The organism is Borrelia miyamotoi, assembly GCF_019668505.1.
In the GTDB taxonomy this organism is placed as follows: domain Bacteria; phylum Spirochaetota; class Spirochaetia; order Borreliales; family Borreliaceae; genus Borrelia; species Borrelia miyamotoi.
Genome location: NZ_AP024371.1, coordinates 270,257 through 284,585, shown reverse-complemented (window position 1 = coordinate 284,585; position 14,329 = coordinate 270,257). Strand labels below are relative to the sequence as shown.

Below are 14,329 nucleotides of genomic sequence, written 5' to 3'. Positions count from 1 at the left end.
ATGGTTCAGTATTTTACAGAAAGAGGTTCAACCTATAATGAGGTGATAGAAACCGTTAAAAGAAAATATGGAAAAAATGCTAGAGTGATGACTTATAAGACTATAGCTCATGGAGGGATATTTGGCTTATTTAGTAGAGATTGGATTGAGGTTTCAGGTTATGTTAGATATGATGTTTATCAGCAACAAATAAACGTTGAAGAAGAGAAGCGTAAGATTCTTCAAAGCATTAAAAAGGAGGAAAGATCTTCAATTGAGGATGTAATCAAAGAAGTTAAATTGCTTAAAAATGAGCTTGCCAATAAAAAGGAAGAAGTAAATCATCCAACAATTCTAAAAATAGAAGATATTTTACGTACTAATGATTTTTCTGAGAGTTATATTAGAGATATTAATGATTTTATTAAGAAAGAGTTTAGTTTATCAGCTCTTGATGATTATGATAAAGTTAAAGACAGTGTTATAATATACATTGCTAAAACTATTAAATGTTCAGGATCTCTTATTGATAATCTTAAGAAAAGAATTTTTATTTTAGTTGGACCAACAGGTGTTGGAAAAACCACCACAATTGCGAAGCTTGCAGCAATTTATGGGATTAACAGTGATGCTGAAAGCTTAAATATTAAGATTATTACCATTGATAATTATCGTATAGGGGCTAAAAAACAAATTCAGACATATGGTGATATTATGGGTATTCCTGTTAAGGCAGTTGAGTCTTTTAAGGACTTAAAAGAAGAAATTACGCATTCAAAGGATTTTGATCTTGTTCTTATTGATACGATTGGTAAAAGTCCTAAAGATTTTATGAAACTTGCCGAGATGAAGGAACTTCTTAGTGCCTGTGGTCGTGATGCTGAATTTCATTTAGCTGTGAGTTCTACTACAAAGACAGCGGATATTAAAGAAATATTTCATCAATTTGCTCCTTTTAGCTATAAGACCGTAATTTTTACTAAGTTAGATGAGACAACATGTGTTGGAAACTTAATAAGTCTAATTCATGAAACGAGAAAAGAAGTTTCCTATGTTACTGATGGACAAATTGTTCCTCATAATATTAGTATTGCAGAACCGCTTACCTTTATCAAAAAGATAAATGGATATAGAATAAATGACGATGTTGAATTTATTCGAAAGCTAAGAAGTAAATCTTATTATTAAGGATAATTATAATGGAAGATCAAGCTCAAAGTTTACGTGATATTATGAGATTGAATAATAAGGCTAATTTTGTTGTTGATGATAAAATTCAAAATAGTAGGACAAGGTTTATTGCTATTACTAGTGGCAAAGGTGGTGTTGGTAAAAGTAATATTGCTGTGGGGATTGCTCTTAAGTATTCAAGCCTTGGTAAAAAAGTTTTGGTTTTTGATGCAGATATTGGGATGGCTAACATTAATATTTTGCTTGGAGTCATTCCAAAATACAGTATTTATCATATGATTATGCAAGGCCGAGACATTAAGGATGTAATAACAAAGACAGAATATAATATTGATCTTTTAGCTGGTGCTTCTGGGACGACAGAACTTTTGGATTTATCAGAGGCTGAGATGAACCAGTTTATAAAGGAGTTATTAAAAGTTTATGAATATGATATAGTGATAATAGATACCAGTGCTGGCATTTCAAGACAGGTTATTTCGTTTTTGTTTTCTAGTGATGACGTGGTTATTGTTACAACTCCAGAGCCCACCTCTATAACTGATGCTTATGGTATAATTAAGGTTTTATCCCATAGAATGGAAAATTTAAAAAATTTAAGACTTGTTGTAAATAGGGTTGCTAATGTGAGTGAGGGCAAGGTAGTGGCTAAAAAGGTTATTGATATATCAAGTCAGTTTTTGAATTTGAATATTGATTATCTGGGATATGTTTATGAAGATCAAAATATTAGGGATTCTGTTTTTAAGCAAAGGCCTTTTATTTTATTAAATCCTAATAGTAAGGCTAGTTATTGTCTTGATTCTATTGTGGCTACTCTTGAAGAGATTAATCTTGATAATAGAAAAAGAAGGGGTGTAATAGGATTTATATCCAAATTTTTTGGGATGGAGTAGATAAATATGTTATTTAGTAAGTTAAGCAAATATGTCTTGTTATTTAGTGCATTTGCATTTATTCTTTCAGTGTTTTTTGGCATTCTTGCTCGTGTTACTTTTATTGTAATATTGTTTAGGGCGTTTTTTCTTTTCATTATTTTTTTCTTTATTGGGCTTTTACTTGAGTTTTTATATAAGAAGTATTTATATAATCTTTTTCAAGATGATAGCTTAAATGATGATGATAAAAAGGATGTTGATGAGGATAGTAGCTATAAGTCTGAGTCAGATGTTATGCGTGCTTTTTCTGAAGATGTTCCTCTTATTAATCATGAAAAGAGTCATAATGATAATTCTAATTTTGTGAAAGAATTGAGTAGTTATAATATAGCTACTCAAGCAAATAAATTGAATGATGAATTATCAAAGCAGGGTTCATACATTGAGAATACTGATCCAAAAATTGTTGCTGAGACTATTAAGACTTTGATTAATAATAAAGAGGAATAATTATGGCTAGTATTGTCGATTTTTTCGATTTTAGAAATAAAATTAAGCATTATTTAGAAAGAGAGAAAAGTGTTAATTTAATAGAATTAGAATCAGATACTCTTGAAGAGGCTTTAAATGATGCTTCTTTAGAACTATCAATTCCTTATAAAGACTTGGATTATGAGATTTTAGTAAGGGGAAGTGATGGGTTATTTGGGTATGGTAAGAGAAAGTGGAAAATAGTTGCTTATAAGAATTCCTATACAAAGTTTGGTATTTTTGATGTTTTAAGCTCACATAGCAGATCTGAGGAAGTTGTGTCTTTAGATGGTAAATTTTTTATCAAAAGAACTACAAGGGGAGTATTTTTGAAAGTTACTGCGGCTCTAGGAGTTGGAAGTGCTGTTAATCTTAAAGACGTAATGGGTAAATTTGCATCATATAATAATATTAAAGATTTAGATAGGGATTTTGTTAGAGTGGTAGTTGAGAATGCTAGTGGTACTTATGAACAAGTAGCTGTTTTTGAGGCTGATCTTTCTGAGGGTGTAACTATGATGGTTCATATATCAGAAGATTCAATGTCTGTAACTGTTGAATTTACTGCTCCTGGCCCTAATGGTGCTGAAGTTTTAGAGAAAGATATTTTTAATATTCTTAAAAAATATGGGATATCAAATAGAGCATTTCTTAAAGATAAAATAAAAGAGTTTGTAGATTTTCCGATTTATGGCGAACCAGTTGAGATGGCAAAGGGAATAAACCCTGTTAAAGGAAGAGATTCTTATATTAACTTTATTGCGAAGAGTAAGTATTTAGGTGAATATGGTTCTATAGATATAGGTAATGAACTTAGAAATGTTGATCAAGGCGAGGAATTGGCAGAAATTATTCCCTTGTCAAAGGGTGTTGATGGATATACTGTTTTTGGAAAGATATTAGTAGCAGAGAATGGTCGGGAATTAGATTTGGTTTTGGGAGAAAATACTTTAAGGGAAGGAAATAAGATTGTTGCAGGCTGTGATGGATATATGTCTATTGTAAATGGTGTGATTTCTGTGCATGATGTTTATGTTATTGAGGGGGATGTTGGCCCTGGTACTGGCAATATAGTAAATAATGGTATGGTGCTTGTTAGGGGGAGTGTTTTAGATGGATATAACGTTATGGCTAAGAGTGGGATAGAAGTCAATGGACTTGTTGGTAGATGTAATTTAAAGACGGATGGCTCTATTATTCTTCGCAGTGGAGCTAATGGAAAGGGTGGTTCAGAGATTTATGCAAAAAAATCTATTAGGTCTAAATTTTTAGAAAATGTTAATGTACGATGTGAAGGCGATATTGAAGTTATAAGAGGAATTGTCAATTCTTATGTTTCTTGTAAAAAGAAGGTGCTTTGCATTGGGAAAAAATCTAAGATAGTTGGTTCTTACATTAATGCAAGAGAAGAGGTTCGAGCATATTCTATTGGTTCTGAAGGTAATGCTGAAACTTCTATTTCTGTTGGTTTTGATCCTGAAATAAAAGATTTGCTATCTAGGTTTACTGAGTATCTTGTAAAGATTGAGAAACGGTTGGAAGTTTTAATGAAAGATATTTTTGCTTTAAAGAAAAATATTGAATTTACTGTTGATAAAGCCGATAAATCTTTAAAAATTGACAGTTGTAATGAACTTATTAATGAAAGGAATATTTTGATTTTAGAAATAAAGATGGTAAAAGATAAGCAAGCAAATTTACAAGAAGCTCTTGAAAATAGTAAGATTGATGGCAAGGTTTTTGTTGAATATATGGCTTATGCTGGGGTTAAGTTACATATTAAAGATGCTTATTATGAACTTTCAAGAGATTATCATAATATCACCTTTGTAGAGGATGAGAATATTATTAAAATGATAGCTTATGTTCCTTTTAAATCTAAATAGATTGAAGTTGTGTGTTTGGATGGGGGAAAGAGGGAGATTTATGGATATTAAAGGTTCATCTGAAGTTGCTAAGATAATTACACAAGGTTCTTTTAATGCTACCGAAATTTCAAATGAGGATATAAGGAAGAAGAAGATAAAAGATGATAAGAATATGGGCTTTGAGCAAGACAAAAGTTATCATGTTGCTTCTTCAATTGATAGTATACAGACAATTGATGAGCTTAAAGATGGTAAGCTTAATTTTGTTACAAAGTCAAAAATTAGGACTAGTAAGAAAAGCACACCTGATATATGTGATGCTAATTTACATGATCCAAAACTTGGAAAAAACGTTGATATTGAGCGATAGTTTGATATAGGACATTTTGTATGTTTGTTGTTTTTTGTTTTATTTTGATTATATTTGTTTTTATATATTTTCATATTTATATTAGTTTAAAAATAAAATCTAATAGCATACTTAGGAAATTTAGGAGTGAGGTAGACAAAACTATTATTGAAATTAATCAAGCCACTGATAGGAATATAAATATTATTGAAATAAAGATTGAGAGCTTAAATAGGATTATTAAGGAAGTTGATGAAAGAATAGAAATACTTGATCAAAGGCTATTAGGATTTAATGCCAGTTCAATTTCAATGGGAAATAATAATTTTGGAATGAAAGGTGATGTTAATGCTTATAAAAATAATTTAAATTATGCCATACCTACTATTGAGAAGAATATGATCAAAGAAGCATATGATATTCGCCAGCAAGTTGTTTCGCTTTATGAACAAGGAATGTCTTTAGAAGTTATTGCCAAGAAATTGAAATTGGATTTGGGTGAAATTGAATTAATTGTTTCAATTCATAGAGGTAATTAATGAAGAAATGGATAGGCATAGATCTTGGCACTACAAATACTGTAGCATCTTATTTGGATGTTAATTCTAGAATAATATTAAATGATAGAGGTGAAAGAATCACACCTTCTATTGTATCCTTTACAGATTCTGGTGTTATTGTTGGCAGTGCGGCTAAGCATCAAATATTAGTGAATCCAGATAGGACTTTTTATAATTTTAAAGTTAATATAGGTACCGAAGTTTCTTATAAAATAGGTGCTAATGCATATACTGCTGAAGATATTGCGTCTTATTTACTTTTGCATGTTAAGATGAATGCTGAGAAGTTTTTAGGAACAGAGATTTGTGATGTTGTAATGACTGTTCCTGCTTATTTTTCTGAGATTCAAAGAAGGGGTATTGTGAAGGCTGCAAGTCTTGCTGGATTGAAATGTCGGGCAATACTTAATGAACCAACTTCAGCAGCTCTGTCTTATGCTTTTGAAAAACAAATAAATGGGTTATTTCTTGTTTATGATCTTGGTGGTGGAACTTTTGATGTTACTCTTTTAGAAAAACAAAATGATACTTATACTGTTCTTACAGTTAAGGGTGAGAATAAGCTTGGCGGAAATAATTTTAATGAAGTCATAGAAAAGCAAGTTTTAACTCATTTTAAAGCAGAATATCATGATATCAATCTAGATGATATTGTTCTTCTTGAGCAAATAAGAGATAGAATTGAAGAGGCTAAAAAAAATTTATCTATTATGGATGAAGTTAATGTTGTATTACCTTTTCTTGATGGTAAACATTTGAATTATAAGCTTAAAAGAGATGACTTTAACTCTATGATTAGGGAATTTATAGAAAAAACTATTCGTCTTACAAATGAATGTATTGTTGATTCAGGAGTTAAGACCGATCTTATTTCAAAGATAATACTTTCAGGAGGTTCTACAAGAATTCCTTTAGTGAAAGAGAGACTAAATGAAGTTTTTCCTAAAATTGAGGTTTTGGATTCATTAAATCAAGATGAAGTTGTTGCAAATGGTGCAGGTATTCATGCTTTTAGTATTTCAAATAATAATGCTCTTATTGACTTTAAAGATGTAACGCCTTATTCTCTTGGTATTGAGACTTTTAATGATGGGTTTTTTGTATTAATTAAGAGAAATACTTTATTGCCAATTTGTGAGAAAAAGATATTTACAACGACTAATGATTATCAAGAAGAGATTGAGGTGCATGTACTTCAAGGTGAGTATAGGAAGGCATCTTTAAATTATTCTATAGGTAGATTTTTCTTTAGTAATATACAAAAAGCTTTAAAAGGTGTTCCAAAGATAGAAATACTTTTTAGTTTGGATGAAAGTGGTATTTTAAGCATTGCTGCAAAAGATTTAGATACTAATGCTTCTAAGTCGATTCAGATAAGGATGACAAGTGCTTCTGATGGTGGTATTCAAAAAAAGGAATGTGTTCTTTCTTTTTTATAAGATGTTGGAACTAATTGCATACCCTAGGCATTCATTTTGATATGGTTATTATGCTAAAATTTTTTAAAGACAGTATATTATTTTTCCAATAATATCATTCATGTTTATAAATCCGTATTCTCTTGAGTCGAGGGAAACTTGTCTATTTTCTCCTATTACTAGGTAGTAGTCTTTTGGGATGTATCTACTTTCTAATTTTTTCAGATGTTGCTTTTCATCTATCTTAAAGTTTAAGTTATGTATAGATATCACATTTTTTTCTAACTTTATAAATTTTTCTCCTGGTATGGCAAAAATTTTTTTGACGGATATTTTTTGGGTTATAGGGTCTTTAATGAGTACCATTTCGTTTTTTTTTGGTGTGTTCCATAATATGATATATGCATCTTTATTATTTAGTCTTATTCCATAAGCTAGTTTGTTGTTTATTATCCAATCTTGCTCTAAAAGTATTGGTGACATTGAATAGCCTTTGACTAAATGAAAAGATAGAAATATTTTGATTAGTGCAAGCATTAGTAGTAAAGCTAGTGTAATAAGCGCTAATTCTTGTTTTATTAGTTTTAAGATTTTCATTTAATACCTTTGTATGAAATTGAAGATTCTAGTGTATAGTGTATAATAAGACATATTATGATTATACCAAAAAAAGATCAGAATATATTGAAAAGAAACAGAAATTTCTTATTTGATAGGGCTATTAAGGGCGATTTTGCATTAAGAGATTTTCGTAATATTAATAACTTTGATAGAAAAAAAAGGAGTAATTTTTTTTATTTGATAAAAAATCCAAAAAAGCTTTTTAATATAATTAAATTATTATTTTTAAATTTAGTTAGATTTAGGTTGGTAAGTATTGATGGTTATAAGTATCGATATTCTTATAAGAATTCTGGACTTAAAACGATTAATGCTTATAATGTCAATCTAACTTATAGTTTTATTTTTAAATTTAATGTGATAATTTTTGCTTTAATATTAGTATTTTATTTGGATGTTTTTTCATATTATGGTTCTTATATTTTTCTTAGCAAGCTTAGTTTTCCCAAGGATTATTTTATTGATACTTTTTTATACTATAGCGATCAAGACTTAGCGCAGATCAATAATTATCTATTTGGGGTAGATGCAAATGATTATGAAACAACAGTAAAGAAACCTTTTATTTTAAAGGTGGTTGAACATCAAATTAAGCCGGGAGAGACTCTTTCTCATATTGCAGCCAGGTATAACATAACAAGTGAGACTTTAATTTCTTATAATGATATTAAAGATGTAAGGAGTATTAAGCCCAATATAGTTATTAATGTGCCTAATATGAAAGGAGTTCTTTATATCGTTGGGAAAAATGATTCTTTATCCTCAATTGCAAACAAGTATAAAGTTTCCAAAGTAGATATTCTTGATGCTAATAATCTTGATAATGAAGTCCTACATTTAGGTCAAAGGTTGTTTATTCCAGGAGGAAGAATGTCCCAGACATTACTTAGAAATGCTTTAGGAGAAACTTTCTTATTTCCGACTCAAGGAGTTATTACTTCAGGTTATGGCTATCGTCCTGATCCTTTTACTAAGACCATTAGTTTTCACAATGGAATTGATATTGCAAATGCAGCTAATACTCCTATTTTAGCAACAAAAGAGGGTATTGTGGTAAAAGTTGGTTTTAGTGTTGGAGGATATGGAAGATATATTATTATCTCTCATAATAATGGTTTTCAAACCCTTTATGCTCATTTAGGTTCTTTTGCAGTTAAAACTGGGCAAAAAGTTTCAAGAGGACAAATAATAGGACGTATGGGAAGTACAGGGTATAGCACGGGTAATCATTTACATTTCACCATTTTTAAGGATGGGAAAACAGGAAATCCTATGAAATACCTTAAATAGTTGCTATATGTACTTTGATATATCCAATTTTTTTAATATTTGCATTAATTTTTTTCCTTCTATTATGTCAATTAACCTACCTTCAATAATTTGTTTAGCTTTATCAGAAAATGTAGCTGGTGCAATGCATAATCCTTTTAATTTGCTTTCTTTAGTTTTTGCAATAAGATCTTTTAAGAATAATTCTCCAAAATTTTTTTGTTCTGTTCTGACAAATCGGACTATTAAATTTTCTTCCCATTGATTATTTGATAGTTGGAAATTTATATCTATAAATTGAGAGTTTATTTCATTTATCTTTGTATATCTTATTTGGAACTTGTTTTGATAGAGTATGAGAATAATTTCATTGGCTAGACTTTCAAATTTTTCTTGTGAACTTTTAAGATATATTCTTAATGCTAAATTTTCACTCAATCTTTTACTAAATTCAAGTTTTTCGCCAATTTTTGGATAGTTTGGATCAATCCTTTCAACTTGAGTAAATGCTTCGGTTGCTTTTTTATAATTTTCACTTTCTATGTAAAGTTCTCCTAGTTTGCTAAATAGTTTAATGGATATTTGTGGAGGTAAATCAGGTTTAATTTTTATTATTTCCCTAACATTATCTTCTAGTTTTGCTAAGTTGTTATTTTTTGAGTTTATCTCAGCTTCGATTAAAAGGGACTCATATGCCATTCCATCTCTATTTTTTATTTTTTTTGCTATTTCAAGTGCAAGTTGATCTTGATTTAATTGAGATAGAGACTGGGCATATACTAATAGAACATTTACATCGTTTTGTATGTATTTTCTTATACTATTAAATATTCCAACGGCTTTATTATAGTTTCCTGTGTGAAAAAGTGCTATTCCTATGTATTTTAAGGCATCACTATTATTTTTGTTCAATTTGTATATCTTGATGAGGTAATGGAGAGCTTCTTTGTACTGTGCATTTTTTAGAAAAGCTATTCCAAGATAGTAATTTGCGTCTATATTATCCTTTTTAATAAGATATGCTTTTTTGATGAATTTTAATGCTTCTAGATTGAAATTCCTATCAAGGTTATAAACACCGTAACTTAAGAAGGCTTTAAAAAAATCTATTTCTTGGTTTGTAGGATTTTCTTCTATAAGTTGGCATAATTTTTTAGCATATTTAATTCCGTTTTCATGCTCTTTGTTGGAATAATAATAGTCATTTAGAGTTTGTAAAGCATTTATTTCATTTGGATTGACTTTTAATATGTTTGCAGCTTTTTCTATTAATTTTTTTGTTCTAGTTGATATTTTTTTATTTTCACCTTTTTTTTCTGTTTTTGTGTTTGTTATTGTAATTCTGAATAGTAAAAATATCAAAGTAGATATTGCAATTGAGGAAAGTATTATGAACAATGGTAACACCCTAACATCTCCTAAAAATCGTAAAAATGTAATTCATAACCTAAGTATTTTTCTTTTAAATAAAAGCTACTTGTAAGTTGAATATGATATTAATTATATTATATTATTATCATAGTTAGTCATATATGAATTTGTTTTTTGCAAAGGAACAAAAAGGTTGGAATTCTTGAAAGGGTTTTTAGCAATAAGGCTTTATGATAATGAATATTTTTCGATTTTAAGTTTAGATGATATCGCTGTGAAAAGAGTGGTATTGGGTAAATTTGCAGATGAAACTAATGTGAAATTAGATTTTTACATTAGTGAGTATAAAGATTTTTCTAATTCTATTTTCATTGGTTCTTTTTTCTTAAATAATCTTAGAAAAGAAAGTTCCAATATAAATATTTATTGCAGCATAGATTCTATGCTTCTGTATGTTTATGGTGAGTGTGATGGAATTACAAATAAATCTAAGTTTGATTTAAAATTAATTAATCTTGTTGCAAATTCAGAAGGACTTATTAGTTCTTTGGAAAGTCTTAAATCAGATGATTTACCTGTTAGTTTTAGTGATTTAGAGAATGGCGAGGGAGGTGTTAAAGGATTAGAAGGGATTTTGGGACGAAACCAAGAGGATTCTTATTTAGATGAGCGCTTAGATAGTGTTGATAATTTGTTAGATTCTCAGAATTTGTTTGTGGACGAAAGGTTTTCTAGTAATGAGCGTAATTTAAATTTATTGTCAAATTCTTTAAGTTCAGATAGTGATACAAATGATACATTGTTAGATGAGAATTTAAGTTCTGACTCTAATCTTAATTTAAGAAATTTTGATATTGGAGTTACTCGGGATAGATTTAAAAGTAGTATTGATGAAGATAGTGAGATTAAACATAACATTAATGAAAAGGAGGCTGTTAATCAAGGTGGTACTTCTGATTTAGATAATGTTTCTGTTGGTGTTAATAATGATATTAGTACTTCTTCTGATGATTTTGATGATTGGAATGTTGAAGACATTATTACAGACCTTGATAAGGGATTTGGTGAAAGTGAATTTGATAATGTTGTTTTGGATGATTTTAGTGAAGAAGATTTCATAACAGGTGTTGAGGAGAGTCGAGGAAGTTTAAATTTAGAAGAAGAAGAAATTATTCAAACTTCGATGCTTTATTTAAGTCTTTTCTCTTTGTTTCTATTGATATTCTTTTCATTATTTTTGATTTTTTCTAAAGTGTTAAATCATAGAAATTTTGCAATTTCTTGTTTTTCTTGTTATTGTTTTTATCAAGAAGAAAAAATTAATAAATATGAAAAAAATAATTATGTTTAGGCAAATTGTTTGTTTTTTTTTATTAAGTTTATTATCTTGTTCTTTTGGAAAAGTGTCTTCAATCAATAATGTAGTTAAAAGAAATATGGATGATTTTGATTTGAATCATCTGAGTTGGTTATGGAATTTTGACTATTTAGGACAAAATTTTGATGAATATTTTGGAATAGATTCAAATTCTTATGTGTATGTTGCCTATCTTTTTAAGAAAATAGGATATGATGAAAAGTTTAAGGAATATATGCATAAGGCAATAAAGAGTGGAAATGATATTATGTCACAATTTGCTGGTGTTAGGCTTCTTGAGTATTATAATGCTAGAAGGGAATATTATGATGCTGAACTTATTGGACGGAAACTTTACAAAAAATACGATAGTAATAAATTTATTATATTAGGCTATTTTAAGAGTCTTTATTGGCAAAAAAAGAATGATGAGGCGCTTTTAGTTTTAAATAAGCTGGAAAAGATGGATTTTTTTCAATCTCAGGAAAATGAGAATATTTTATTTAAGGCAGTGCTTTATTTTAATGCTTCCGATGTTAATTCATCATTGGTTTATTTCAAGAAATTATTTGAAGATTTGCCAGCAGGATATTTACATATAAGGGCTCATGATTATCTTAATCTTGAGAATCGGCCTGGCCTTTTGAGTTCAAGTTTTTTAAATCTTGTTAAGTTTAAAGCCTTAGTAGCTAATGGGGATTTAAAAGGTGCAGTCAGTATATTAAGTGATGATTTTAAGGGGTATTATAATAATTTTGCCTTTTTAAATGATGTTTATAAGTCTTTTCTGGGGTCAGGGAATATTAGCAAAGCATTACTCTTTTTTAGTGATTTAAATAGTATTTATAAGGATTATTATTTAGGACTTATAAATTTAAGGTTGAAAAAAGATGTAGGTCTTTTTACTATAGTTAAATATTTAGAAAATACTTCTTTTAAAGATGAACCTTATAGATTAGAAATGCTTAATGAAATTTTTAGCAATTTAATATTTACGCAAGATGCACGAAATTATTTTGTCCAAAATATAGCTAGATTCTATACCGATAAGGATAAAAATAGTCTTAGTTTTATTAAAGTTTTAGATGAGTATATTTTAGAAGCTGTACAACTTGAGGATTATGGTAATTTGTATGCACTTTATCGTAATGGTCAAGATATTATTGATAAAGCTATTTTATCTAGACTTGCTTTTATTAATGCAAGGCTTATATATCATAAATTTATTAATTCTAAGTCAAAAAATGAGTATAATGAACTTTTACGTTCTTCTATTGAGTATAATCGGACATCTTATGCCTCATTTATGAGCCAATATTTATTGGGTCAAAGTATTAATGATTTTTTTGAAGATGGTTTAGATATTCATTATGATCAGTCTGATTATGAAAGGTTTTTAGAGGGTTTTTTGAAATTTAACTTGCATTCTTATGTTAGTGCTTTTGTTGCTAATGATTTTAAGAATGGTTATAGATTTTCACCTAATTTTTATCGTAAACTTTATGATGAACTTGTGAAGCATGAATATTATTATGAATCTACAATTGCTATTAACTATCTTGTAAGACAAGATAGTTCGGCTTTAAATAAAGATGATTATATGCGTCTTTATCCTTGTTTATATAGTACTTTGGTTAACTATTGGGCAAAGAGACGAGGACTTTATCCTAGTCTTGTGTTTGCTTTGATAAAGGCTGAGAGCAGTTTTAAAAGAGATGCTATATCCAAACCTGGTGCTATTGGACTTATGCAGATTATGCCTTTAACATCAGCTGATGTTTCTAAAGAGATCAGATATTATGATTATGATTTGAAACTGCCCAAAGATAATATAATTATAGGAACTTATTATCTAAGTAAAAGGATAGGAATGATAGGGGATGTTTATAAAGCACTTGCGTCCTATAATGGTGGTATTGGAAATGTACGAAAATGGGAGAAAGATTATGGACATTTACCCAAGGAACTTTTTATAGAGGCAATTCCTTTTGGGCAGACTAGAAATTATGTTAAAAAGATATTAGTTTATTCTGTATTGTATGATGCTTTATATGATAGTAAGGGTATGGGCTTTATCATAGAGTATATTATGGGGAAACTTCCCAAGAGTTTTTAAATTGTTGGGGTTTATATGGAAAATGTTTTAAGAGTTGTGGTTTTAGGCTTTGTTCAAGGAATTTCCGAATTTTTGCCTATATCTAGTTCGGGTCATTTGTTGCTTTTAAAAAATTTTATGCATATTGATCTTTCAATAATATTTGATATTTATCTGCACTTTGCAACTGTTTTAGTTGTGATGTTTTATTATCGCAGGAGAATATTAGAATTTATGTTAGTCTTGGTAAAATTCTTTTTAAGAAAAACTACTAAGTTAGATCTTGATAAATTGGAATTAATATTACTTATATTAATAATCACTTTGAGCACAGCGTTTATTGGAATTTTTATAGAAAATTTTAATAGATTGTTTACTCTTAATTTGGTTTTAGTTAATTTTATTTTGACAAGTATTTTATTGTTTTTTATTGAATCTAGGATTTTAATTTTTAATTTGAGGCAGAATATCTTGTTTTCAGGGTGTTTAATTGGAGTTATGCAGGGAATTAGTGCTATGCCGGGTATTTCTCGTTCAGGAATTACAGTTTTTGCTGCAGTTTTGCTTGGATTTAATAGAGCAGAATCGTTTGAGATTTCGTTTTTATCTTTGATTCCTGTTGTTCTTGGAAGTTTGATTCTAAAGTATAAGGAATTTTTTGAGGCAGATATGCTTTTTAATATTTTTGAGATGAACTTGGGCGCCATTATTGCTTTTATAGTTGGTCTATTTTCAATAAATTTGTTCATTAGAATGCTTAAAGATAGTAAGCTTTATTATTTTTCGGCTTACTTGATTATACTTGTAAGTATAATTTATTTCTTTTTTTGACTTTAATAGAA

At 28.9% G+C, this 14,329-nt stretch carries 12 protein-coding genes and 1 pseudogene; 11 read left to right on the top strand and 2 right to left on the bottom strand.

The annotated features are described in order from the left end of the window. From flhF to K5Q05_RS01290, 7 genes and pseudogenes are all read left to right on the top strand, one after another. On the top strand, window positions 1-1,167 hold the full coding sequence (gene flhF / locus K5Q05_RS01320; RefSeq protein ID WP_025443864.1) for a flagellar biosynthesis GTPase FlhF: 1,167 nt from the start codon (window positions 1-3) through the stop codon (window positions 1,165-1,167). Between the two features lie 11 nt (window positions 1,168-1,178). Then, complete coding sequence (locus K5Q05_RS01315) at window positions 1,179-2,066, top strand: MinD/ParA family protein (protein ID WP_020954659.1); 888 nt, start codon at window positions 1,179-1,181, stop codon at window positions 2,064-2,066. 6 nt (window positions 2,067-2,072) lie between these two features. Beyond that, on the top strand, window positions 2,073-2,558 hold the full coding sequence (locus tag K5Q05_RS01310; protein ID WP_025443865.1) for a hypothetical protein: 486 nt from the start codon (window positions 2,073-2,075) through the stop codon (window positions 2,556-2,558). Window positions 2,559-2,560: 2 nt separating this feature from the next. Next, window positions 2,561-4,465: a FapA family protein gene (locus K5Q05_RS01305; RefSeq protein WP_025443866.1), complete on the top strand. Its 1,905-nt coding sequence runs from the start codon at window positions 2,561-2,563 to the stop codon at window positions 4,463-4,465. 40 nt (window positions 4,466-4,505) lie between these two features. Further along, a complete protein-coding gene (locus K5Q05_RS01300) occupies window positions 4,506-4,817 on the top strand; it encodes a hypothetical protein (protein ID WP_025443867.1) in 312 nt (103 codons plus the stop codon). 20 nt (window positions 4,818-4,837) lie between these two features. After that, window positions 4,838-5,399: pseudogene (locus K5Q05_RS01295) on the top strand (hypothetical protein). Further along, window positions 5,335-6,795, top strand: a complete 1,461-nt coding sequence (locus K5Q05_RS01290) for an Hsp70 family protein (protein WP_044003423.1) — start codon at window positions 5,335-5,337, stop codon at window positions 6,793-6,795. The pseudogene K5Q05_RS01295 and the gene K5Q05_RS01290 overlap by 65 nt, the downstream one beginning before the upstream one ends. A gap of 63 nt (window positions 6,796-6,858) precedes the next feature. On the opposite strand, the gene lepB is transcribed toward K5Q05_RS01290, so the two are convergent. Next, entirely contained in the window at window positions 6,859-7,371 is a 513-nt protein-coding gene (gene lepB / locus K5Q05_RS01285) for a signal peptidase I (RefSeq protein WP_165940962.1), read from the bottom strand. 57 nt (window positions 7,372-7,428) lie between these two features. Here lepB and K5Q05_RS01280 point away from each other — a divergent pair, with 57 nt between their 5' ends. After that, on the top strand, window positions 7,429-8,685 hold the full coding sequence (locus K5Q05_RS01280; protein ID WP_025443868.1) for a peptidoglycan DD-metalloendopeptidase family protein: 1,257 nt from the start codon (window positions 7,429-7,431) through the stop codon (window positions 8,683-8,685). Window positions 8,686-8,688: 3 nt separating this feature from the next. On the opposite strand, the gene K5Q05_RS01275 is transcribed toward K5Q05_RS01280, so the two are convergent. After that, window positions 8,689-10,071 carry a tetratricopeptide repeat protein gene (locus tag K5Q05_RS01275; protein ID WP_025443869.1) on the bottom strand — a complete coding sequence of 461 codons (1,383 nt, stop codon included), beginning with the start codon at window positions 10,069-10,071 and terminating at the stop codon, window positions 8,689-8,691. 166 nt (window positions 10,072-10,237) lie between these two features. Here K5Q05_RS01275 and K5Q05_RS01270 point away from each other — a divergent pair, with 166 nt between their 5' ends. From K5Q05_RS01270 to K5Q05_RS01260, 3 genes are read left to right on the top strand one after another with little or no spacing between them, the layout of a single operon-like run. Then, window positions 10,238-11,386: a hypothetical protein gene (locus K5Q05_RS01270; RefSeq protein ID WP_232515450.1), complete on the top strand. Its 1,149-nt coding sequence runs from the start codon at window positions 10,238-10,240 to the stop codon at window positions 11,384-11,386. Beyond that, window positions 11,364-13,508 (top strand): flagellar assembly lytic transglycosylase, encoded by a 2,145-nt coding sequence (locus K5Q05_RS01265; RefSeq protein WP_099497134.1) that lies wholly within the window; start codon window positions 11,364-11,366, stop codon window positions 13,506-13,508. The genes K5Q05_RS01270 and K5Q05_RS01265 overlap by 23 nt, the downstream gene beginning before the upstream one ends. Window positions 13,509-13,523: 15 nt before the next feature. Next, window positions 13,524-14,318 carry an undecaprenyl-diphosphate phosphatase gene (locus K5Q05_RS01260; protein WP_025443872.1) on the top strand — a complete coding sequence of 265 codons (795 nt, stop codon included), beginning with the start codon at window positions 13,524-13,526 and terminating at the stop codon, window positions 14,316-14,318. Window positions 14,319-14,329: the final 11 nt, after the last annotated feature.